Here is a 22,525-nt window from a genome sequence, read left to right as displayed (position 1 = left end):
GTTTCTCACATGATTGACAAAAGTAAGTCCTCACTTAGCGAGGTTCTATCACAGATTAAAGATGGCGCGACCATCCTGATTGGTGGTTTTGGTACCGCAGGACAACCCGCTGAACTCATTGATGGTCTTATTGAACTGGGTGTTAAAGATTTAACGATTGTCAGTAATAACGCCGGTAATGGCGATTATGGTCTGGCGAAATTGCTGAAAGCCGGTTCAGTTAAAAAAGTAATTTGCTCTTTCCCTCGTCAGGCAGACTCTTATGTGTTTGATGAACTGTACCGTGCCGGAAAGGTTGAGCTTGAAGTGGTGCCACAAGGTAATCTGGCTTGCCGTATTCAGGCAGCAGGTATGGGCCTTGGGGCTGTGTTTACCCCAACAGGCTTTGGAACACTTTTAGCTGAAGGTAAAGAAACCCGTGAAATTGATGGTAAAGACTACGTACTCGAATATCCGATCAAGGCGGACTTTGCCCTCATTAAAGCTTACAAGGGCGACCGCTGGGGCAATCTGGTTTACCGTAAATCTGCACGTAACTTTGGCCCGATCATGGCCATGGCTGCGGATGTCACCATTGTTCAGGTTTCTGAAGTAGTGGAACTCGGTGGATTAGATCCAGAGCACATCATCACCCCAGGCATTTTTGTACAGCACATTGTACAAGTACAGCCCGCACAGTAAGCAATAAGGAGAAATAACATGAGCTACCAGAAACTCAGCCGTGACCAGATTGCAAAACGTGTGGCACAAGATATTCCAGATGGCGCCTATGTAAATTTAGGTATTGGCCTACCGACCAAAATTGCGAGCTATTTACCTGACGATAAAGATATTTTCCTTCACTCTGAAAATGGCCTATTGGCCTTTGGCCCACCGCCAGCGGCAGGTGAAGAAGACCCTGAACTGATTAATGCGGGTAAAGAATTTGTGACCATGCTAGAAGGTGGCAGCTTTTTCCACCATGGCGACTCCTTTGCGATGATGCGTGGTGGTCACCTTGATATTGCCGTGCTTGGTGCGTTTCAGGTTGCAGCGAATGGCGACTTGGCAAACTGGCACACCGGTGCACCGGATGCAATTCCTGCTGTGGGTGGTGCGATGGATTTGGCGGTTGGTGCCAAGAAAGTATTTATCACTACAGACCATGTGACCAAGCAAGGTGAGCCTAAGATTGTTGCTGAGCTCACTTATCCGGTTACAGGTAAACACTGCGTTGACCGTATTTATACCGATCTATGTGTGATTGATGTGACTAAAGATGGTTTAAAGGTGATTGAGAAAGTTGAAGGTCTTAGCTTTGAAGAGTTACAGGCTTTAACGGGTGCAACTTTGATTGATGCGACTCAAGGGTAAGTTTAAACAGCAGTAACTATCGTGAGAGGCGACATGGATGTCGCCCGTTGGACAGGGAGGCAAGGAAGCCTCCTCTGTTCAACAAAGGTTTTTGTTACTTTTGACCTTTCAAAAGTAAGGTATCACTTAAGCAAAAGACCTACGGATATCACAGTAAATTACAGCCGTGATGTTATCCGTTGATATGAAAATTTATAAATCATCACAACGTAGTCTTATCTGTTTAAGCCAGATGCCACCAGCTAATTCGTGTCACTTTTTTAAAAAAGTAACCAAAAACCTTTGTTACTCAGACACAACTTCCTTGTTGTGCTGAGCAACGAGGCGACATCCATGTCGCCACCGTGAAATACCTACGGAGAATGGCTAAAAAGGCCTGAAGTAAAGGACAAAAGTTAGAATGAAAAACGCTTATATCATCGATGCCATCCGTACTCCATTCGGCCGTTATGCCGGTGGCCTTGCACCTGTCCGTGCCGATGACCTTGGCGCTGTGCCGATTAAGGCTCTCATCCAGCGTAACCCAAATGTAGATTGGGAACAGGTCGATGATGTGATCTATGGCTGTGCTAACCAAGCCGGTGAAGATAACCGTAATGTTGGCCGTATGTCAGCTTTACTTGCAGGTTTGCCGTATCAAGTTCCAGCAACCACCATTAACCGTTTGTGTGGTTCATCTCTCGATGCGATTGCCATTGCTGCCCGTGCCATTAAAGCAGGTGAAGCAAATTTGGTGATTGCAGGTGGTGTAGAAAGCATGAGCCGTGCACCTTATGTGATGGGTAAGTCAGACAGTGCTTTTGGCCGTAGCCAGAAGATTGAAGACACCACTATGGGCTGGCGTTTCATTAACCCGAAACTTAAAGAATTGTATGGTGTAGACACCATGCCCCAGACTGCCGAAAACGTCGCTGAACAGTTCAACGTCAATCGTGCAGATCAGGACCAGTTTGCCTTGGTGAGCCAACAACGCACCGCAAGCGCGCAAGCCAAAGGCTTTTTTTCTAAAGAAATCGTGGCAGTTGAAATCCCTCAGCGTAAGGGTGAGGCTGTTGTGATTGATACCGATGAGCACCCACGTGCATCAACCACGCTTGAAGCTTTAAGCAAACTTAAACCGGTTGTCAAAGCAGATGGTTCTGTGACTGCAGGTAATGCTTCAGGTATTAATGATGGTGCAGCAGCTCTACTGATTGCTTCTGATGAGGCAGTTCAAGCTTACAACTTAAAACCACGTGCCAAGATCATTGCTTCAACAGCAGTGGGTGTAGAGCCATGTATTATGGGTTTTGCTCCGGCACCAGCGATTAAAAAATTACTTAAACAAGCCAACCTAACGTTAGATCAGATGGATGTAATTGAACTCAATGAAGCCTTTGCTGCACAAGCTTTAGCCGTGACCCGTGATTTAGGCTTACCAGACGATAGCAACAAAGTAAATCCAAACGGTGGTGCCATTGCATTGGGTCATCCACTTGGTGCATCAGGTGCACGCCTCGTGACTACAGCCTTAAACCAGCTTGAACAGACAGGTGGACGTTATGCCTTATGTTCAATGTGTATTGGTGTGGGCCAAGGAATTGCTTTGATTATTGAACGGGTTGAAGCACTTTAAGGAGAAACAAATGCCATCTTTTCAATCTGCCGATGCACAAATTAACTATCAAACCTTTGGTGAGCCATCTTCCCCTGCTCTGGTGTTTTCCAATTCTTTGGGCACCAATTATGGCATGTGGCAAAAACAGTTTAATGAATTGAAAGATCAATTTTTTGTGATCTGCTATGACACTCGTGGTCACGGTTCATCATCTACGCCTGATGGCCCATACACTGTAGAGCAATTAGGTGAAGATGTTGTCCGTTTACTGGATCATCTGAATATTAGCAAAGCTGCTTTTTGTGGAATTTCTATGGGTGGTTTAACCGGTCAATGGCTTGCAATTCACTACCCTGACCGTTTTAGTCATGTGGTTGTGGCAAATACTGCCGCTAAAATTGGACAAGAACAAGCATGGCTTGACCGTGCAAAATTAGTACGTGAGCAAGGTTTACAACCGATCGCAGCCACAGCAGCTTCGCGATGGTTTACAGATCCCTTTATCCAAAGTCATGCTTCAATTGTCAACAACCTGTGTAACGACTTAAGTGCTGGCAGCGCAATGGGTTATGCCAATTGTTGCGAGGCTTTGGCTAAAGCGGATGTCCGTGAGCAGTTAAAAGACATCAAAATTCCTGTATTGGTGGTTGCTGGTACTCAAGACCCTGTAACGACAGTTGCGGATGGTGAGTTTATGCAGCAACGCATTCCACAATCAAAACTTGCAGAAATAGATGCCTCTCACATTTCCAATGTAGAGCAGCCAGAAGCTTTTAATAAAATCTTAAAAGATTTTTTATTGGGCTAAATTCGTCTTCTATAAAAGTCATTCATTTAAAAAAGGCCTATAACGGCCTTTTTTATTCTCTCAAAATAAAAATCTAAATAACTTGTTCGAGAAGGTATAAATATATACCTCAAATGTAATGGAAAATTACATGGATAAATAACAGTATTTGAAATTCATGAACAGGGCTTGTTCATCAGTGACACGAATCTAAGAAGATTCTTAGATCGATCACGTCTACATCATAATGAAAGTAAGGATATCTCAATTGAACATAACTATGCTGAACTCTCGGCCTCACCCTACACGCCCTTTAATTAAATATGGAATATTACTTTTAGGCGCACTTTTAGCGGGTTGTAATTCTTCATCAAGTTTAGACCCCACACCGACACAAAAGCAGATCACAATTAAGCGCGATAAATTCGGTACACCACATGTATATGCAAATGATACCTACGGTCTATTTTATGGTTATGGCTATTCGGTAGCGACCGATCGATTATTCCAGATGGAAATGTCAAAACGTACAGGACAAGGTACAGTGGCTGAGGTGCTCGGCCCCGATTATCTTCAATATGATATTGCGACACATAGCCGTTTTGATCCAGAAAATATTAAACAACAACTCGCCGCACTCTCACCGGAAGACCGAGCAATTTTTGAAGGTTATGCTGCAGGTTTTAATAAACGGGTTAAAGAGGTTTTAGCAGATCCAAATCTTATGCCTAAAGAGTTCACAGATTATGGTTTTAAACCATCAACATGGCAAACAGAAGATATTGCTATGGTTTGGGTGGGCTTAATTTTGAATCGTTTCTTTTCGGCAAGTTCGGAAGTCTCAAATTTAGATTTACTCACGCAACTGCAAAAAGAAAAAGGTCAAGAAGAAGGCCTTAAAGTCTATCAACAATTACGTTGGCTAAATGACCCAAGTGCTCCGACCATTATTCAATCTGAACAAAAACCACAGCTCATAGCGCGCCAACAGCAAACACTCAAAGACATTAGCCCTATTTCAAACAAAGCAGCCAAAACCTATTTAGCTCAAGCTCGCATTGCTTTAGGCAAAAGTGTGATAGACGGCGTACCTACCGCCAGCAATGCATGGGTCTTAAAAGGTGATAAGACCATTGAAGGCCAAGCAGTTTTATATAATGGCCCACAACAAGGATGGTATACACCAGCAATTACTTACAGTATTGGTTTACATGGTGCTGGCTATAATTTGACAGGTATTACACCAGTCGGATTACCTGCAATTTTATTTGGAACCAACGGCAAAATCGCATGGGGTTCTACGGTAGGCTCACTCGATACTAACGATGTTTACCAACTCACCTTAAACCCAAGTAACTCAAAAGAATATTTATATAAAGGGACTTATATTCCATTTGAACACAAGCAAGTAAAAATAAAAGTTAAGAATCAAGCTGACCATGTTTTAGATGTTTATAAGAGTAAACAAGGTTTTGTAAGTACATGGGATGAAAATAACCATACGGCGTATGCACAAAAACGTAGCTGGGAAGGCGTAGAAATTGAAACCTTATTAGGATGGGCAAATGCAGCGAAAGCCTCAAATTGGGATGAATTTCTTGCTCAAGCCAAACGTGTCGCAGCCTCTATCACTTGGTTCTATGCCGATACTAAAGATAATATTGGTGTTGCTGCTTTAGGTCGTTTACCTATTCGCCCTGAAAACCAACATATTCAGCTTCCAGCTAAAGGTGATGGTTCAATGGAGTGGCAAGGTTTTTATGACTTCTCTCATAACCCTAAAGAATACAATCCACAAAAAGGCTATATAACAAGCTGGAATAACAAAGCCTATGCAGGTTTACGCTCAGATTCGTCAAACTTTTCTTATGTAGACCGGGTGAATGAACTACTTGAACCTTTAGAAAGTAAACCCAAACTGAGTCAGCAAGAAATTTGGGAAATTAATAAAACGGCGGCATGGTCTGATTTAAATGCGCGTTATTTTGTACCTTATATGGTCAAAGCTGCACAAAGTCCCAAGGCATCACCGTTAGCCAAAAAAGTCGCTCCGTTACTTGCCAGTTGGGATCTTAAATTACGTCCTGATAGTGAAGCCAAATATTATCAAGGTGCAGCACCAGCAATTACCCGTGTATGGCTTAATCAAATGATTGAACTGGTACTCAAACCTAATCTTTCAGAGAATATTTATAAGCGTTATACCGATACACTTTATCCGGTAAATAATGATCCGCGTAGTGCCCAGCCAGCGAGTGCATCAAAATTAATCTGGAATGCCCTACAAGGAAAACAGGCCAGCGTTCCTCAGAATATTGATTTCTTAAAAGGACAAACAGCAGATGAAGTCGTATTAAAAGCTTTAGAAAATGCGCTGAATGAACTTTCAAATCAATATCACTCTACCGACCCGAACGACTGGAAAATTCCGGTGGCAACCATGGGCTTTTCCAGCAAAAATTCGGTAGGCATTCCTTGGGCTGATCCATCGCATGAACAACAGCTCAGCACTTATGGAAATACGGGAAGTGCTACATTTAGAGTGGTATTAAATCCAAATCAAGTCACCATGTGTTCGATTTTAGCCCCAGGACAAAGTGGTTTTATTAATCAAAATGGAAAACCGGATGCCCACTTTGCAGATCAGCTTCCTTTATTTGAAAGTTACAAGTGTAAAGATGATGCGGTGAGTCAAAAAGAAATCGACCAATCAACTCAACAAAGCATCACTTTAAACTATTAACTTTTTAGCCCAATTTTTATGTTAAAAGCAGAGGTTTGTTATTTATAAAGTGACAAACCTCTTTATTGGCTTAATACCGAATCATGACCGATTTTAATTCGGTGTAATCTTCAATAAATGCATCTGAAAACTCTCTGCCAATTCCTGAAGCTTTTACCCCGCCAAATGGAACTGATGGATCTAAGAACGTATGCATATTGACCCACAAGGTCCCCGCTTCAATCTTAGGAATTAAACGCAAAGCTTTCGATAAGTCATTTGTCCAAATACTTGCAGTTAAACCAAAGCGCGACTGGTTCATCAGTTGAACGAGTTCTTCATCAGTGTCGAATGGCATTATCCCGACCACTGGACCAAAAGTTTCTTCTGAAAATAAAGGATCATCCGTATTTTTAAAGGAAATTAAAGTCGGCTGTACAAAATATCCTGATCGATCTAGAGCCTCACCACCAGCAATAATCTGGTTGTTGGCTTTAGCCATATCTAAATAATGTTTTACTTTATTAAAATGTGGCTGATTAGAGAGTGGACCAAACATACTTCCTTCATCCATAGCCGATCCAATTTTAAAACTAGAGAGTGCTTTAGAGAGTTTCTCGACCAGTTCATCATGTTTTGTACGGTGTACAAAAAAACGTTCTGGGGATGCGCAAACTTGACCTTGATGCACAAAAGTTGCTTGCAACAAAGTTGGTAAAATCTCATCAATATTTGCATCAGCCAAGACGGCTATAGCATTTTTACCGCCCAACTCTAGACTTACCCGAGTTAAATCACTGCTCATCGCAAGCTTACCAATCGCAATACCCGTTGGTACTGAACCTGTAAACGAGACTTTCTTAACGAGCGGCGACTCAATTAAATATTGCCCTGTATTCCCCTTACCCGTAACCACATTAATTACCCCAGCCGGAATACCTGCCTCAATGGCAAGTTCAGCTAAACGTAATAAAGATAAGCTGGCAAACTCACTTGGTTTAAGCACAATGGTACAGCCGGTTGTTAAAGCTGAGCCGATTTTCCAAACGCCAATCATGAGTGAAAAATTCCAAGGCACAATCCCTGCAACCACGCCAATAGGTTGTCTTAAAGTAAAGGCCGTATATTTTTCACCTTGCATAGAAGGAATAGACGGTTGCATGGTTTGACCATTAATTTTGGTTGCCCAACCCGCAAAATATCTTAAGAAAATAACAGATTGTGCGACTTCAAGATGGCGGGAAATATTAATGAGTTTTCCGGTAGACAACGACTCAAGCTGTGCAAGTTCTTCACCATATTGCTCAATTAAATCTGCCAGTTTATTTAGTTTAACGCCACGTTCATACGGCGTCGTTTCAGCCCAAGCATTTTGAAAAGCATGTTCAGCACTTTTCACTGCTCTTTCGACGTCTTGTTGACTACCAATACTAATTTGAGCAACCACTTGTTCAGTCGATGGATTTACAATATCCACTTTATCTAAAAGCTCGGCAGCAACTAACTTTCCATCAATAAAATGTCCATGTTGACGTGTCATAAATTGCTGTACGCTTGCTAAAATCTGAACTTCACTCATGTTCTTTTCCTCTTTTCATTTCTAAAATTTTGTTGTGACAGCAACTAGGCGACCTGATTCAAAATAAAGTCTGCACCGCGTTCACCAATCATGATGGCAATTGCGTTGGTATTACCGCTTGGAACTTGTGGGCAAATCGAACAGTCAACAACACGTAAGTTTTTAAAACCATGTACTTTAAGGGTCTGATCTGTGACCGAATCTTGCGGAGCATTGCCCATTTTGCAGCTACCCGCGGGGTGATAGACCGTTTTAATGTTCTGGCGCATCCATTGATCAATCGCTTCAATATCATCAGGATCGATATTTGCAGGCTCAATCACTTCTTTAATAATTGCTTTTAATGCCGGTTGTTGTAATAAGCGAAGTCCAGCCTGTACCGCACGGATATTTGCGTCAATATCTTCTTTATGACCTAAATAATTAGGGTCAATAACAGGCAAATCTTTTGGGTCTTTACTACTTAAACGCAAAGTCCCACGTGCTTTTGGCTGTACATGTCCGACTTTAATGGTAAGGCCATGTGCCTGAGCAACTGCTTTTTCACCAGGGGTATTATCGAAATTATCCAGCACAGGTAAAAAATGAAATTGGACATCAGGTCGACCATTGTTATTGGTGTCAATAAAACCACCACCCTCTAAAATATTGGTGGTTAACAACCCTGAACGTGTAAAACACCACTGTAAAAAGTGTCTTACCGCAGTTAAACCTTGATCTTCACCGAGCAGACTATTATTGGTTGTTACTGTCGCATTAACCGACATATGCAAATGGTCGTGAAAATTTTCACCTACGGGTAGGTCACGGATACATTCAATGCCGAGTTCATCTAAATGCTGTTTTGGACCAATTCCCGAAAGTAATAAAACCTTAGGACTACCAATTGCACCAGCACTCAGAATGACTTCTTTTTGAGCCTGTACCGTAATCGGTGATTTTCCGCCAACACTATAAGTAACCCCAGTAACCTGATCACCTTGAGTTTCAATTTTATGTACTAAGGCATCCGTAATAACCGTGAGATTTGGGTGGTTTTCGACTGACTTTAAATAGGTTTTTGAGGTACTCGCCCGTGAACCATTTTGAGTAGTCGTTTGATAAAACCCTACACCGGCCTGATCCCAACCATTAATATCATTGACGTAATTCATCCCCATTTGCTGACCTGCTTTAATACAAGCAAGCGTCAAAGGATGGCGATAGCGATTTTCGCTGACAGGTAAAATGCCATCTTGTCCATGATATTCATCAGCAAGACTTTCATTTTTTTCTGCTTTCTTAAAAAAAGGCAGTACATGTTGATAAGACCACTGATTGCATCCCCATTCCGAGGCCCATAAATCATAATCCTGACGTTGGCCTCGGCAATAGATCATGCCATTAACCGAGCTTCCACCTCCCAACACTTTTCCTTGTGCAAGGATCATTTCACGATGATTACAATATTTCTGCGGAACGGTCATGTATTGCCATGATTTTTGCTGGAATACTTTAACTACTGTTGCAGGTATAGTATGAAACATACTGCTATCTCGGCTTCCAGCCTCTAAAACAAGAACGCGCCCTGCCTTGGCTTCTAATAGTCGTGCTGCGACCACACAACCTGCTGAGCCAGCACCAATCACGATATAGTCATATTGTTGATTCATCTGATTTCATCCTAATTTTATTTCTATGAATGTACCGCCAATAAACACGATCTCCTTCGCTCTAATTTAATAGATGTATTGCAGAATCAACTGCGCATATACATTGGTCTTGTCATCGTAGTTTTGAGTACCGCCACTATGGATATCGTGTTTTGGTTTATAGATCCCGACTAAAGGAATAACATTGAATTTTTTATTGACCGACCAAACCGAAAATACATCCAGTTCATGTCCATCGACATTACTTAAAGACTTATTTACTGTTTTGAACTTATAGGCCAAAGCACCCACCATAAAATTTTCTTTTAGATTCATACTGTAAGAAACTTGGTGAATATCGGCATTTTTATTAAATGGACCAGCATAGTTTCCGGCAACTTCGCCCTGAAACCATGTACCAAAGCCGACTGTATTTCCATAAAACATAGGGTCGTATTGGTCTGAAAAATGACTAAAACGATAGCCTAATGAAGGCGTATATTTTGAAGATAAAAAGTTATAGTTCAGCGCTAAGTAGCCAGCATTTTCCGTACTATCTTTTTTATCTTGCACAACAAACTCAGTTTTAACTTGTAGCTCTGGTAAAGGTTGATAATTCAAGCGTAAAGCATAATTTTTAAGATCTTCGCGCCCTGAAACGTGTTCAGCATCTTCAAGGTCTAATACATTTAAGTAAGTGAACCCAACGCCCCTATCTTTAAGCTGATACATCAGATCAGTCACAAAGAGTTCCGGGGAAAATTGTGCTTTATTGTCTGACTTTAAATAAGCCAGCTTTAGCGTTGTATTCTCTTGCGGTTTATATTGAAGCAAACTTGTAAAATCAAAGCTTCGACGAGCTGCCAGATAATATGCTCCGCCCCGATCTAGTGTGCCATCCGCAGGCGCTTTACCGAGGTTTAACGCATCACCCGCAATGAAGAACCCATCACCAATCATAATATTTTGTTGACCAATACTTAAATCATAGGTCGTTAACTCATCTTTATTGGTGCCGTCTTTAAAACCAATGATCCATTCATTCACATCTGTTTTACGTTCTTTACCATTACTATTTTGGCCAGCATCACCATCACCAAATGTTGCCGAGCTAATACCGCTCAAGCTTGCATAAAGCTGATTGTTTTTAAAGGTGTATTGACCTTTAGCACCATATTTAAGGTGGCCTTCTTGCCAATTGATTCTTTCATCCTCTAGGTTTTCACCGTTATAGCTTTTACCGCTACTAAAAGCCCCAAAAGTTGCTTCAAAAGTCGGTTTAATTTCAATTTCACCAGCATGCACAGTTGAAAAAAATGAGACAAAGAGAGTCCCTCTCACAACCTGAGAAAATAAATTTTTCATTGAGAAATTCCTTTTTGCGAACGGCTTACCCACGCTCAGGTGTGGGTAACCGATTCGTTACCCACTCTAGATCATGCACCTGTTTAATGATGGTCGTGCTTTGTGTTTTGCTCTTCTTCACCCAAGTTTAAAGTCGGGGTGCTGTCAAAGAAGTTCCAAGGTTTGATGAGTGTATTCACCCACTCTGTCGGCATGATTGGCCATTCTTCAGCACGTGCCACATGGGTTGTTCCTGTTGTCATCCACACCACAAGGTCTTTATTTTCAATATTTTCATTGTTGGCAATGAATTGTCCTAATCCTGTGTCATGAGTCGAACGGTTTGAATATTTCCCTTCAGGGTAACGTTCGTCTGGATTGTACTGAGTCACCCAAATTTGCTTATCCATAAAGTTCAAACGTTTAAATAACCATTCATCTTTAGAGAAATTGGCTCCTTTCGCCACAGGGTGTGTTCCACCTGCAAAAGGAATGAGTTGATAAGAAACCGGATTACCTAATTTATTTTCCTTGTTGAAATTCGTGAGTAAGCGAATAGTAGACGGATCAAATTTTTCAGCTGCATTTTGCTCATTCGTAATGACTTTACTGTCAATTTGCATTGAGCTTGTACGAACACCACCTTTGTCATTGGCTTTCACCACAGGGTCCATATGCATAAAGCTGTTGTTTTCCCCATCTACATCCATGTCTAAGCGAAAGTTATAGATATGTTGATGCGTTGTACCGACAATATTATGGTCAATTAAAGTTCCATATTTGGTGTCTTCTTTTGCGGTACTATCATGCATAGTGCGTGATTTAACGCCTTTAACAGCTTCAATACCTGTTGCACCCGCATTAATCCCAATTACACCATTTTGAGCAAATACCCAGTCAAACATGTAATCGTAGTTTCCAACCGTACTAATCCAGCGCACAACAAGTTCACGGCGGGCTTCACTGGCATCTTGGTTACCAAAAATTTCGTGATGTTTATATTCAGGTCCAGCATAACGCTCAAACACAGCAATGGCATTTGGAATTACTTGAGGCTGGCCTTTATAGTCTGCGATCACAGCATCAAGTAAAACAGCGTTGTCGGGTGCATCTGTTCCAGGAAGAATAGATGAGGTAAGTGTTCCCATCCCATATTCGCCAGAGTCCAAATAAGATTTGAAGTACCAACCAATATCAGGGTCGCCATATGGAACCACCATTCCACCCAAGTTCCCTTCATACATGACTTTACGCTTAACGCCTTTATCTTTATAAGTCACGGTTGAAAGCTGCAAGCCAACACGAGAATCTAACGCCACATGCAAACACCAGTTCCCCCAATGTATGGTTTGGCCAGTAATGCTAAAGTTTTTGCCCTCAGGTTCAGTAATATTAAGTGGTTTTAGCTTACTTGCTACTGGCTCATTCGACATATAAGGTCGATTTGCCATTGGCACAGGAATGATCGCACCTTCTTCAATCTTGATAATTTTTTCTTTATCTAAATCGACTACAGCAACTAAATTTTCAATAGGATGCGCCCAGTAGTTACCATCGCCTACATCGAGATAAGCGACGACTTTTAATATATTGAGTTGTTTATCCAGACCATCTTTACCGCCAAAATATCCAACAGTTAGAGGTGTAGCAATCACTTTCTTCACATCGGTAATGCCACGTTTCCGTAAAGCTTCCTGATATTCTTTACTTGTCTCAATTACACGCTGTACGGCTTCAAAATTATCGAGCAACACCATTCCATGAGTGTCTTTAAGTACATTCCATTTTGTGACTTGTTGAGTATTAAGATTAACTTCACCTTCAATCGCTTGACTCCCCTTTAACAAAATAAATGAGGCCATACGATCTTCTTTAAATTCTTTGTGATTAATAAAGTAATCCCAAACTTTTGCTTTTTCAGGTTCTTTAAGCTTTAACTCGGCAAAACGCATATTTTTATAGGCGTATTTCGAGCGGTTAATCACATCAAATGTCTTTTTAATTTCGTCGGAATTTAAGCTATTGAGTGGATGAAACGTATTTTCAATTTTAAAAGTTTGATCTAACCCAGACTGGAATACTTCATTAAAAAAATCTTTTCCAATAACAGGTTTACCATCTTTGATTAATAAAGGCACGCTGAGCTTAAAAGGTTTGCCGTTCACCAAAACCTGATCTGAATTAGGTTTAGCTCGAACCACCATAGAACCTTTGGTGATCATATAAGTATTGGTAAAATCATCTTTAACAACTTTAGCACCTTGCTCACTCATGTTTTGATAAAGTGAGACCATTTCGGCATGTCCACCATGAGCAAACGCTTGAGTATTGATTCCCCAAAAGCTTGCAGCGATTGATAAGTTAAGTGCCAGTATTTTTTGTATGTCATTCAATAATCGTTGTTTACGCATTGGTTTCATCCTTTTCATCTATCCCTGAACTATCTGAATCAGACAGTTAAAATGCACTTCCTGTGAGTGAAATTCATTAGACTAACTTAATAGTTTTATCGTTATTAAGCTTATCTAACCTGCTCTAATGAATTTAATTTCAACACAGTTACATAGGGCTAGCTTGTTCAAGAATGACGTCGAATTTGTCTAAAAATGACATTGAGAGATGAAAGATTTAAACCGACATACCCTCTCTAAATTCTTTAGGAGAAATACCATAAGTCTTTTTAAAGATTTTTGAAAAATGAGCACCGTCCCAAAAACCCCATTTCAAGGCAACTTGGGTAATTGAGCTTTGTTTATTTCTTTTATCAAGCAAATCTGCTTTGACTTTTTCTAGGCGTTTGAGCTGTATATATTTGTTAATAGATAAATTTTCTTGAAGGAATAAACGGTAGAGATGACGTAGCGACACCCCTATATGCTCTGCAATTAATTTAGGTGTTAAATCAGGTTTTGCTAAGTTTTCTATAATATATCGCTCGGCTTTTTCCATCAGATTATTTGAGCTGTTTATATTTTTATAATTGATTGTGGGTTTGATTAAAGCAATTAACGCATCTTCAAAAGCATTGCCATCTTCGGTTGCATACCAAAGTTTGATGTTTTCAGCAGACATATTTTTCAAAATATTCTTGAGCAAAAAACCACTCATATTTTGAGTAATCAGTTTTCCAAAATATTCGGTACTAATATTTTCTTTCAGTAATTTTTCACGCGACAGATGGACTGAAATCTGACTTACCAAACCTTGCGGATACATCGAAATAGTTTCGACCGGATCGACCAACACAATATCGCCTTCATTTAGGCTTAGAGTTTCATTTTTATACTCGAGCAGCATTTTTCCCGAATACTGCAAAATCAAAAAACAAAAACGATTATTCACTCGATCGATTTCATCGGCTTTTCGGACAATTTTATTGGCATTGTTTTTGATAAAAGCAATTTCGGTATCGCCCAATAAAAAGCACTGAACTTCACCAATGAATAAATTACGGGTTCCGTCAAAATCGGTTTCAAAATTGCCGCACACACTTTTAATATGGTGCGTCCATGTGAGTAATGCATCGCTTACATATTGGTTCATCCCTTACCTCTCTATACATGTGCAACCGCTCAAAATTTTGCGTTTGTGGTGGTGCACTGTCTTGGCTTTTTACAATCTTGTTTTATTGATAAACAAATTGTGTGCCAAAAATTCCTTATCCTTGGAATTGTTTTGATGATAGTCAGCTAGATGTGAAGAAGCTGATAAATCAATTCAATTTATCAGCTTAATGGGACTTATGCTACTCCTGCAAAATCTCGCAGCATGGTAATAAAAATATCCTTTTGTTCCTCAGAATACTTTTTAAATACCTCATTTTGATGGCTATCGGCAATATCAAATAAATACTGCGCCGTTTGTTTGCCTTTTTCAGTCAGTGCATACAAATTATCGTGATCGACCAATAACCCTTCAAATTTTAAGATTTCAGCCGATCTTTCCACTTCCTGCATTGGCATAGCAATATCACGCGGTAAATCTTCCTTACTTGAAGCAGTACCACTGGCCAAAACGAGTAAAAGACGTGATTCACTGGTCCGGAAACCAGAAGCCATTTGCTTAGGAATATAGTCGGTTTGATAAGCTTTAAAAGCACGGCTCATTAAGTAGCAGACATTATTATATAAATGCCCATAATGTGTTTGGTCTACGCCGTTCTCTTCAGTTTGCTTAACTTGAAGGCTTGGATGCGGCATGACACAAGAATATGCGCCTTGATGGTAGACCAGTGGGCTTCGACCTTGGTCATGGAAACGAACCACTTTACCAACAATAATCCAGTGGTCACCACCTTCAATCACTTGATAACGTTCGCACTCAAACACCGCAGAACAATTTTCTAAAATGGGTGCGAGTCCTGCACCAAGTTGAAAATTGGTGTCTGCAAATTTATCAATATTGCGTCTCGAAAACTTATTAGACAGCTCAATTTGTGTGCCCGATAAAATATTGACTGCAAAATGTGTTGCTTCTTCAAATACTGAAAAACTTGAAGATTTTTTATCAATGCTCCACAAAATAAGTGGCGGGTCGAGTGACACCGAGTTAAAACTATTTGCGGTTACACCGACTTTCTCACCTTGTGAATTTTGTGCAGTAACAATGGTAACGCCTGTTGCAAAATTTCCTAATGCTCGTCGGAACTGTAGTGGATCGACCGTAAACTCATCTATTTGTTGTAATACATTCATCATCTTTCTCCTAAACCTTCTCTTACATCCATATAAATCGCGAGAGCATTAGATATCTAAAACTAGTCTCGGTGTTTTAGAGCGCGAACAACATACCAATATTTGTTCATTGCTGGCTTTTTCTTCGTCAGTAAAATAAACATCTCGATGGTCAGGTTCGCCTTCAATTACATCGCACATACAGGTTCCACATACGCCTTGCTCGCAAGACATTTCAATGTCGATGCCTTCTTTAGCCAATGCCTGCAAAATGGTTTCACCTGCTTCAACCATAATGATTTTTCCACTACGCTCAGCCACCACCTCAAATGAATCTCCAGAAGTGTCGGTTTCGACTTGGAAATATTCTTTGTGAATTTGCTGCTCAGGAAAATTGTGAGTCGTGGCAAGATTAATCACCCAATCCATAAAACCGACTGGACCACATGTGTAAATATGGCTTTCAAGGTCAATATCTTTAATGGCAGATTCAAAAAATGCTCTGTGGCTTGCACCTTCGGACTTAAAATGAAAGGTTGTGTATTTTGCTAACTCACCATTTTTAATTTCATCAACAAAAGCACAGTGTTCAGGACTAGCTCCACAGTAGTGAAGCTCAAATGATTCACCTTCATGTGCAAGTTGATATGCCATCGTGATTAATGGCGTAATCCCGATTCCACCGCCAATTAATACACTGTGTTTGGCTTTTAAAAGTGGAAATAAATTTTTTGGCTCACTGACCTGAATTTGCATGCCATCTTTAATTTCATCAAAAGCTGAGACTGAGCCACCACGTGATTCAGGATCACGTAAAATTCCAAGGCGAAACTTACCTTCGTCATTTGGATTTTGGCAAAGTGAATATTGGCGCACCATACCATTTGGTAAGTGCACATCAATATGCGCACCCGCTTCAACTTTTGGCAATGTTGCAGAAGTTGCAGATTCAAATTCCATAACTGCAATATTTCCACCTTCCACATGGCGATTTTTAACGACAACATCATAAAGTGTAGTCATGATTTAACTCCCTTTTCATGCGTAGCCTATTGGCTTAACGCATGAATAAACCACCGTTAATATCCCATGTCGCACCAGTCACAAACCCCGCATTTGGACTCGCAAGCAAGCCACAAGTTTCAGCAATAAAATGCATACTTCCTAAGGCTTTAACTGGAATATTCTGGATGAACTGTTCCATTTTTTCGTCTGACACCACGCTATGAACGATTGGTGATTCCATCGGTCCCGGTGCAACCGCATTAACCGTCACCCCTTTTGCGGCAAACTCTTTGGCAAAAATTTTGGTTAACGTCACAATCGCGCCTTTGGTTGCCGCATAGTGTGCACCCGTTGCAGTACCACCGTTTTGTCCCGCTAAAGACGCCATATTAACGATGCGTCCATAGCCTTTTTTAGCCATATACTGGCCAATAATTTGGCAAGCTTGAAAGGTGCCGCGTTGGTTGACTTGGGTCACCCAATCAAAATCGGCTGCGGTAATTTCAAGTACTGGCGTTGCTTTGGTGACGGTGGCATTGTTAATTAACACATCAAGTTTAGAAAATTTCTCTTCAATCCATTGCACCGCCGCATGAAAATCTGCTTCGACCGAAATATCCAGCTTTAAAGGAAACATATTTTGTGCATATTGACTTTGTGCCTTGGCGTTTTCGGCTTTTTCAAGCGTACTCGCTGACAAAATCACTTGATGGCCTTGGCTCGCAAAATATTCAGCAATGACATTACCGAGTCCAGAAGCAGCACCTGTCACTAAAACAGCCTGTTTCATGTTACCGCTCCTAAAGAATGTAGCTAATACCAGCTAAGGTATCGGTTGAGTTAACCAAGTTAATAATTTTACGGTTAATCTTAAAGACTGTAGCTGCATCACGAGTCAAATGATAAGTAATATCTGCGGTGTAATGCTTAAGGTTTTCTTTACGGAATTCACGTAAGTTTTGAGCACAACGCAAAACGATTTCATTGTCCTGATCTTGAATAACACGTACGCGAGAAACGCTACGTACGGTATTTGCTTTCGGTGCTGTAGAAATTGCTTCACCATTTTCAAGACGCTCTACACGTAAAGTACGCATATGATTATCGTCATAGGCATAATTTAAGTTGTTTTCATAGTCAGTGAGGTTTGGGTCAATTGGAATGATATAAACACCCTTTTCATTCCATAAATTAAGCCATTCACGGTACTCGCTGTGGTCTAACATATCTGCTTCAGCCCAGATGAAAGCAGTGACTTCATTTAATAATTGCAGATTCATATTCATTGCTCTCTCCTTAAGCCTTCATCATCTTTTTCCATTGCTGATATGCTGCGCGCATACCAGTTTCAGCACTGACATCACTTTTTAAGCCATCTTCGGTTTTGACTTCGCCTGGTAAACCACGGTTCAACATGATCCATAAATCATTACCCGCATTGGCGCCGTGTTGTACACGCTCCCAAGCTTCAGAGTCATCTGGCGTACCAAAACCAAATGGACCTTGGAAATGTTCATGCAAACGTAGGCGATATTGGTTGGCAATTTGTGGACCACCGTCCATCGTAATTACCGAGTGATGAATTTCTGTTTCAGCAACTGAAATTGGCTGTAACACACGGAAGAACGCCATTGAACATGCAATATTCGGGAATAAATTTAAGTTAAAACCAGAACCACCAACTGCACGAACAATACGGCGCACTTCTAATTCTTCGTGGCCTTCATCACGCAAAGCTTGAGCCAAATCTTCAAAACGTTCTTGTATTGGACGTTCCATGAGCTCTTCGTCTAAATCGATAAGATCAGGAATCATGACCATCACACTGTGACCATTCCCTAAGTCTTCAACAAAGCCTGGCTGGTTTTCGAAGTTAAAGAGTTCTTCGGTTTTTTCATCGACAGAACTTAAGAATGACTTATGTACTAACGGGAAGTGATATGCATCGGTGGTATTTTCAAGCTGGATTTTCCAGTTACCCGGGAAACGGAAACGGTGCTCACCCAACACTTTGATTGGATAACCCGCACCTTGTTTCATAAACAGGTCAATCCATTTTTTTGCTGGCCCAAGGAACTCTTCAAGCGGTTGAATGTCTTCTTTAAATGAAGCGAAGATCATGCCGTTATATTCTTCTACCCGTAGACTCACCAGTGGTAATTCTGATTTATCTAAACAATCGCCGTAGCTTTCCGGAGATGGCACACCGCGTAAACTGCCATCAAGCGCATAACTCCAACCGTGGTACGGACATACAAAACTATTGGTTTTGCCCTTTTTATGTTCGCATACGGTTGCGGCACGGTGACGGCAACGGTTTAAAAGTACATGGACTTTCTTTTTACGGTCACGTACCACAACTACAGGCTGTTTACCGATATTAATGGTTTTATAGCTTCCACCTTCTGGAATTTCGCTGGCATGCGCAACCCACACCCAAGTGCTATAAAAGATTTTCTCCATTTCTTCATCAAAAATACGTTCATCTTTATAAAGAGAAGTATGGGCACGGTCACTTTGAACCAAAGCATCGTAATCAATGCCAATGTTATGCGTTGGGATAATACTGTTCATATCAATAGTCCTTTTAAATATGTCCTGGGTCATTCCTGGGAAGGTATCGGCAACTCGGCTTCACTGTGCCAATGCGATACGGGACGACTGAAAATATTCTGTGTTTGGAAATGTTTAATTTTCCATGTTCCATCTGCTTGCTTTTGAAACTTCACATTGAGCTTTGCTGCATTCAGATGGCTACGGCCATCTTTAAACGTTGAAGTTTGCAACATGAGCCATGAAGCATTTGCATCATTTTGATTTACATAAATTTGTTCTGAATTTACAAAGTGTGCATTCATAACAAAGTGAGATTCTTTTTGGGTATAGCTTTTAAACATGTCGTAAATCGACTGCCAAGAATCATAACGGCCAAAAGATTTGGCATATTTCTCGCCAACACCTTCCCAAATACAATCCTGATCAAAAAGATTCATTAGCTCATCAAGGTCTGTATTTGCATTAAGCTCGTCGCAGATTTCCATATAGCGGTTCAGGCAGTTACGAATCGCGTTATGCGCTTCCAACTGTTCTAACCGCTCTAAGATTTCTGCAATATTCACTTTGTCATTCATTGCTATCGCCTTAACGTTGGATAATCAATTCGCGCCCAACACGAGCTTCAACTTTGCAATATTTCCACAGTTTGTATGGCCCTTCACCCACCACCGTCGTTCTAAATAAGTTACAAGCGGCATGTACGGTTTCAATATCTGGAACATCTGCAAGCAAGTACGTCGTCCAAGGCCAACCTGCACTTGGGCCAACCATACTTTGGTCATCATCAAGATTTCCAAAAACATGCACACCCGGTAAGTCATGAATGCCATTCCACATTTCACCAAACGCTGCCCAAACCGCTTTTGCTTCAGCAGGTTCTGCATCAAAAAAGTTTTGGTTAATACCCATGCAGAACAAAACGCGTAATGATTTTTTAGCTTCCATTTCAATATCCTTTTAAAAATTAAACTTATAGATAACCTGGGGTTGGTTTTAAACCGAAACTAATCGAGCCTGCATTTTGTAAGGTCGCATCGCCCATGAAGGCATGCTGAGTCACCACGTTGGTGTCATTCACAAAACGGCTAAATGGATTGTTGGTATAAATTGCTGTCATGCCCGCGAGCATTTGCATTTTTCGGGTGACTTTGGCGCAAACTCGAGCTGCATGGGTACATGCCAGACGCATATCGCTAATTTGTTCAGCAGTGGCTTCACGCCCAGCAATAATTTCATTCCAAACAATATCCATGGTTTGATAAAACCAAGATTTTGCCGCCTGAAATTCTGCATCTGCCTGAGCAAACTCATATTGAGTCACAGGACGGTTGGCAATTTCTGACCCGCCAGTAATGGATGCTTTACCCGGTGCCAATTTTTTAAATTCTTCTAATGCGGCAGCGGCAACTCCAATACCCACCACGGTTAATACTTGAGTCGCTAAAGACAGTGACGGATATTTAAAAAATGGCTCACTTAGTTTTGAAGGTTCACCACGTACAAAGGTCCATTTCTTTTCGACCAATACGTCTTCGACGACCAAGTCATGGCTTCCTGTACCTTTTAGGCCAACGGTATCCCAAGTCATTTCAATTTTGGCTTTTTTTGCAGGCATCACTGCCATGCGTGGTAAACCTTGCATTTCATTGTTTTTAAGCGGTGAAATCCCCACGCCAACAATGTCAGCGCCCATACAGCCGCTTGAGAATTTCCAACGTCCACGAACCACGACACCTTCATCGGTAATTTCGGCAGGTTGTGGCGGAAAAATACCTCCAGCAAATACGACATCTGGTCCGTTTTGGTACAATTCTTTAAGTGTATCTTCAGGTAAACTTCCCAAATACGCAGGGCTCATGCCGAAACTTGCCACCCAACCCACTGAACCATCAGCTTTAGATAAAGTTTCAATCAATTCACAAAACTGTCGTGGTGACCATTCTTCCCCGCCAAAACGTTTAGGAACTAATGCACGGTAAACACCAATCTGCTTAAGTTTTTCGATAATGTCTTGGCTCACATAAGCCTGATTATCAAATTCACCTGTACAGGCGCGCTCACGAATTTCTTGGCACAAAGCATCTAAGTCAACTGCTTTGTCTTGAGAAGCAAACTCCATTTTAGACAACTTATTCATCATCTAACTCCTTGTAATTTATTGCATTGCATCAACACAAAATTTAGCTATAGCGCATAATTGCTCATCTTTTTGATGCTTCGATACGATCTGTAAGCCCACAGGTAAACCTTCACTGGTTTCAAGTGGCACTGAAATAACGGGATGTCCTGATAAATTAAATGGTCGAACTAAAGCTGTAAGATTCAAAAAAGCGACCGTGTTTTCAGCTTCAGAAACTTTCGGTGGAATTTGCGGAAGTGTCGGTAGAACCAATGCATCATATTTTTCTAATAAAGCATCGAGTTCTTGGGTCAGCTGCGTTCTCACAACTTCTGCTTGTTTTACTTGCTCTAAAGTTGTTGCGGCAGCTTTTAATAAACGACCATTTACATCAGAACCAATTAAGCCTGTTTGGGTTAATTCACCAAAAGCTTGCCAGTTTTCATAGTTAATAATCTGCATGCCTGCATCATAAGCAGCTTCAAAATGTTCAACTTTCTCTGAAGTAGTCTGTAAATTGGCTTTTTGAAGTGCCTGATGAATACAGTTCCAAATAACGTCCTCTGCTTTTACATCTAAAACCGCAAGTTTTGGTGCACTAGTAAATTCAGTTGGCTTAAAAGTTGGATCAATAATTTGCATCGCTTTTTCAATCATCTCGACTGAATTTGCAAAAGGACCAACGCAATCTAAAGAACTTGATGGTGGATATATGCCTTTTCTGCTAACACGACCAAAAGTCGGTTTTAAACCAAAAACGCCACAGCACGCAGCGGGCATACGGATAGAGCCGCCCGTGTCGGTACCTAAAGTAAAATCAGCTTGTTTTGCTGCAACTGCCGCAGCCGAACCACTCGAAGATCCGCCTGGAATAAGTTCAGGATATTTAGGGTTAATGGGTGTACCAAAAGCATGGTTAATGCCTGTAATACCAAAAGCCAATTCGTGCAAATTTGTTTTGGCAATAATTTCACAGTCAGCTTTTAAAATGTTTTTAACCACCTCAGCATCATCTTGGGCAGGTTCAACATTTAGTAAAGCGCGACTGCCAGCAATGGTTTTCAGACCCTGAATATCAATTGTGTCCTTCACCATGACCTTAAGCTTGCCACTTCCTTTATGCACGCTTTGGCTAATAATATTCATTCACTTTTCCATG

Annotated in this window: 19 protein-coding genes; 5 read left to right on the top strand and 14 right to left on the bottom strand. The window is 41.0% G+C overall.

Translation table 11 applies throughout. The annotated features are described in order from the left end of the window. Positions 1-9 precede the first annotated feature (9 nt). The 5 genes from OD757_RS17735 to OD757_RS17715 all read left to right on the top strand — a co-directional run bounded on the left by OD757_RS17735 (position 10) and on the right by OD757_RS17715 (position 6,480). Positions 10-681 carry a 3-oxoacid CoA-transferase subunit A gene (locus OD757_RS17735; protein ID WP_263032692.1) on the top strand — a complete coding sequence of 224 codons (672 nt, stop codon included), beginning with the start codon at positions 10-12 and terminating at the stop codon, positions 679-681. A gap of 18 nt (positions 682-699) precedes the next feature. Next, positions 700-1,353, top strand: a complete 654-nt coding sequence (locus OD757_RS17730; RefSeq protein WP_087088202.1) for a 3-oxoacid CoA-transferase subunit B — start codon at positions 700-702, stop codon at positions 1,351-1,353. 400 nt (positions 1,354-1,753) lie between these two features. Further along, a complete protein-coding gene (gene pcaF, locus OD757_RS17725; RefSeq protein WP_263032691.1) occupies positions 1,754-2,968 on the top strand; it encodes a 3-oxoadipyl-CoA thiolase in 1,215 nt (404 codons plus the stop codon). Between the two features lie 10 nt (positions 2,969-2,978). After that, entirely contained in the window at positions 2,979-3,758 is a 780-nt protein-coding gene (gene pcaD, locus OD757_RS17720; protein WP_191011703.1) for a 3-oxoadipate enol-lactonase, read from the top strand. 259 nt (positions 3,759-4,017) lie between these two features. After that, a complete protein-coding gene (locus OD757_RS17715) occupies positions 4,018-6,480 on the top strand; it encodes a penicillin acylase family protein (RefSeq protein ID WP_263032690.1) in 2,463 nt (820 codons plus the stop codon). 70 nt (positions 6,481-6,550) lie between these two features. On the opposite strand, the gene OD757_RS17710 is transcribed toward OD757_RS17715, so the two are convergent. From OD757_RS17710 to OD757_RS17645, 14 genes are all read right to left on the bottom strand, one after another. Further along, positions 6,551-8,038, bottom strand: coding sequence for an NAD-dependent phenylacetaldehyde dehydrogenase (locus OD757_RS17710; protein WP_263032689.1), 1,488 nt, complete (start codon positions 8,036-8,038; stop codon positions 6,551-6,553). 44 nt (positions 8,039-8,082) lie between these two features. After that, the gene (locus tag OD757_RS17705; protein ID WP_263032688.1) at positions 8,083-9,690 is read right to left on the bottom strand and encodes a GMC family oxidoreductase; all 1,608 of its coding nucleotides are present in this window, start codon (positions 9,688-9,690) and stop codon (positions 8,083-8,085) included. A 66-nt stretch (positions 9,691-9,756) separates the two neighbouring features. Then, entirely contained in the window at positions 9,757-10,974 is a 1,218-nt protein-coding gene (locus OD757_RS17700) for a hypothetical protein (protein ID WP_263032783.1), read from the bottom strand. Positions 10,975-11,117: 143 nt separating this feature from the next. After that, complete coding sequence (gene tynA / locus OD757_RS17695) at positions 11,118-13,433, bottom strand: primary-amine oxidase (RefSeq protein WP_263032687.1); 2,316 nt, start codon at positions 13,431-13,433, stop codon at positions 11,118-11,120. Between the two features lie 208 nt (positions 13,434-13,641). Continuing rightward, positions 13,642-14,556 (bottom strand): transcriptional regulator FeaR, encoded by a 915-nt coding sequence (gene feaR / locus OD757_RS17690; RefSeq protein ID WP_004708584.1) that lies wholly within the window; start codon positions 14,554-14,556, stop codon positions 13,642-13,644. Between the two features lie 197 nt (positions 14,557-14,753). Then, positions 14,754-15,710, bottom strand: a complete 957-nt coding sequence (locus tag OD757_RS17685; RefSeq protein ID WP_263032686.1) for a p-hydroxyphenylacetate 3-hydroxylase reductase component — start codon at positions 15,708-15,710, stop codon at positions 14,754-14,756. A 45-nt stretch (positions 15,711-15,755) separates the two neighbouring features. Further along, complete coding sequence (locus OD757_RS17680; RefSeq protein WP_263032685.1) at positions 15,756-16,709, bottom strand: PDR/VanB family oxidoreductase; 954 nt, start codon at positions 16,707-16,709, stop codon at positions 15,756-15,758. Positions 16,710-16,743: 34 nt separating this feature from the next. Then, on the bottom strand, positions 16,744-17,481 hold the full coding sequence (locus OD757_RS17675; protein ID WP_263032684.1) for an SDR family NAD(P)-dependent oxidoreductase: 738 nt from the start codon (positions 17,479-17,481) through the stop codon (positions 16,744-16,746). A gap of 10 nt (positions 17,482-17,491) precedes the next feature. Then, positions 17,492-17,977 (bottom strand): aromatic-ring-hydroxylating dioxygenase subunit beta, encoded by a 486-nt coding sequence (locus OD757_RS17670; protein WP_263032683.1) that lies wholly within the window; start codon positions 17,975-17,977, stop codon positions 17,492-17,494. Between the two features lie 10 nt (positions 17,978-17,987). Next, positions 17,988-19,265 carry an aromatic ring-hydroxylating oxygenase subunit alpha gene (locus OD757_RS17665; protein WP_263032682.1) on the bottom strand — a complete coding sequence of 426 codons (1,278 nt, stop codon included), beginning with the start codon at positions 19,263-19,265 and terminating at the stop codon, positions 17,988-17,990. Between the two features lie 29 nt (positions 19,266-19,294). After that, complete coding sequence (locus OD757_RS17660) at positions 19,295-19,828, bottom strand: nuclear transport factor 2 family protein (protein WP_263032782.1); 534 nt, start codon at positions 19,826-19,828, stop codon at positions 19,295-19,297. Positions 19,829-19,832: 4 nt separating this feature from the next. Continuing rightward, positions 19,833-20,192 carry a hypothetical protein gene (locus OD757_RS17655; RefSeq protein WP_000387554.1) on the bottom strand — a complete coding sequence of 120 codons (360 nt, stop codon included), beginning with the start codon at positions 20,190-20,192 and terminating at the stop codon, positions 19,833-19,835. Positions 20,193-20,217: 25 nt separating this feature from the next. Then, on the bottom strand, positions 20,218-21,366 hold the full coding sequence (locus tag OD757_RS17650) for an acyl-CoA dehydrogenase family protein (RefSeq protein WP_263032781.1): 1,149 nt from the start codon (positions 21,364-21,366) through the stop codon (positions 20,218-20,220). 36 nt (positions 21,367-21,402) lie between these two features. Then, complete coding sequence (locus OD757_RS17645) at positions 21,403-22,512, bottom strand: amidase (protein WP_263032681.1); 1,110 nt, start codon at positions 22,510-22,512, stop codon at positions 21,403-21,405. Positions 22,513-22,525: the final 13 nt, after the last annotated feature.

The organism is Acinetobacter sp. AYS6 (genome assembly GCF_025630795.1).
GTDB lineage: Bacteria > Pseudomonadota > Gammaproteobacteria > Pseudomonadales > Moraxellaceae > Acinetobacter.
The sequence above is the reverse complement of the archived record's forward strand: the minus strand, read 5'-3'. Positions and strand labels throughout refer to the sequence as shown.

Bases quoted from the DNA above. Each gene is read 5' to 3' on its own strand.
- OD757_RS17735 (WP_263032692.1), top strand. From the start codon at position 10: ATGATTGACAAAAGTAAGTCCTCACTTAGCGAGGTTCTATCACAGATT.
- OD757_RS17730 (WP_087088202.1), top strand. From the start codon at position 700: ATGAGCTACCAGAAACTCAGCCGTGACCAGATTGCAAAACGTGTGGCA.
- pcaF (WP_263032691.1), top strand. From the start codon at position 1,754: ATGAAAAACGCTTATATCATCGATGCCATCCGTACTCCATTCGGCCGT.
- pcaD (WP_191011703.1), top strand. From the start codon at position 2,979: ATGCCATCTTTTCAATCTGCCGATGCACAAATTAACTATCAAACCTTT.
- OD757_RS17715 (WP_263032690.1), top strand. From the start codon at position 4,018: ATGCTGAACTCTCGGCCTCACCCTACACGCCCTTTAATTAAATATGGA.
- OD757_RS17710 (WP_263032689.1), bottom strand. From the start codon at position 8,038: ATGAGTGAAGTTCAGATTTTAGCAAGCGTACAGCAATTTATGACACGT.
- OD757_RS17705 (WP_263032688.1), bottom strand. From the start codon at position 9,690: ATGAATCAACAATATGACTATATCGTGATTGGTGCTGGCTCAGCAGGT.
- tynA (WP_263032687.1), bottom strand. From the start codon at position 13,433: ATGAAACCAATGCGTAAACAACGATTATTGAATGACATACAAAAAATA.
- feaR (WP_004708584.1), bottom strand. From the start codon at position 14,556: ATGAACCAATATGTAAGCGATGCATTACTCACATGGACGCACCATATT.
- OD757_RS17685 (WP_263032686.1), bottom strand. From the start codon at position 15,710: ATGATGAATGTATTACAACAAATAGATGAGTTTACGGTCGATCCACTA.
- OD757_RS17680 (WP_263032685.1), bottom strand. From the start codon at position 16,709: ATGACTACACTTTATGATGTTGTCGTTAAAAATCGCCATGTGGAAGGT.
- OD757_RS17675 (WP_263032684.1), bottom strand. From the start codon at position 17,481: ATGAAACAGGCTGTTTTAGTGACAGGTGCTGCTTCTGGACTCGGTAAT.
- OD757_RS17670 (WP_263032683.1), bottom strand. From the start codon at position 17,977: ATGAATATGAATCTGCAATTATTAAATGAAGTCACTGCTTTCATCTGG.
- OD757_RS17665 (WP_263032682.1), bottom strand. From the start codon at position 19,265: ATGAACAGTATTATCCCAACGCATAACATTGGCATTGATTACGATGCT.
- OD757_RS17655 (WP_000387554.1), bottom strand. From the start codon at position 20,192: ATGGAAGCTAAAAAATCATTACGCGTTTTGTTCTGCATGGGTATTAAC.
- OD757_RS17650 (WP_263032781.1), bottom strand. From the start codon at position 21,366: ATGGAGTTTGCTTCTCAAGACAAAGCAGTTGACTTAGATGCTTTGTGC.
- OD757_RS17645 (WP_263032681.1), bottom strand. From the start codon at position 22,512: ATGAATATTATTAGCCAAAGCGTGCATAAAGGAAGTGGCAAGCTTAAG.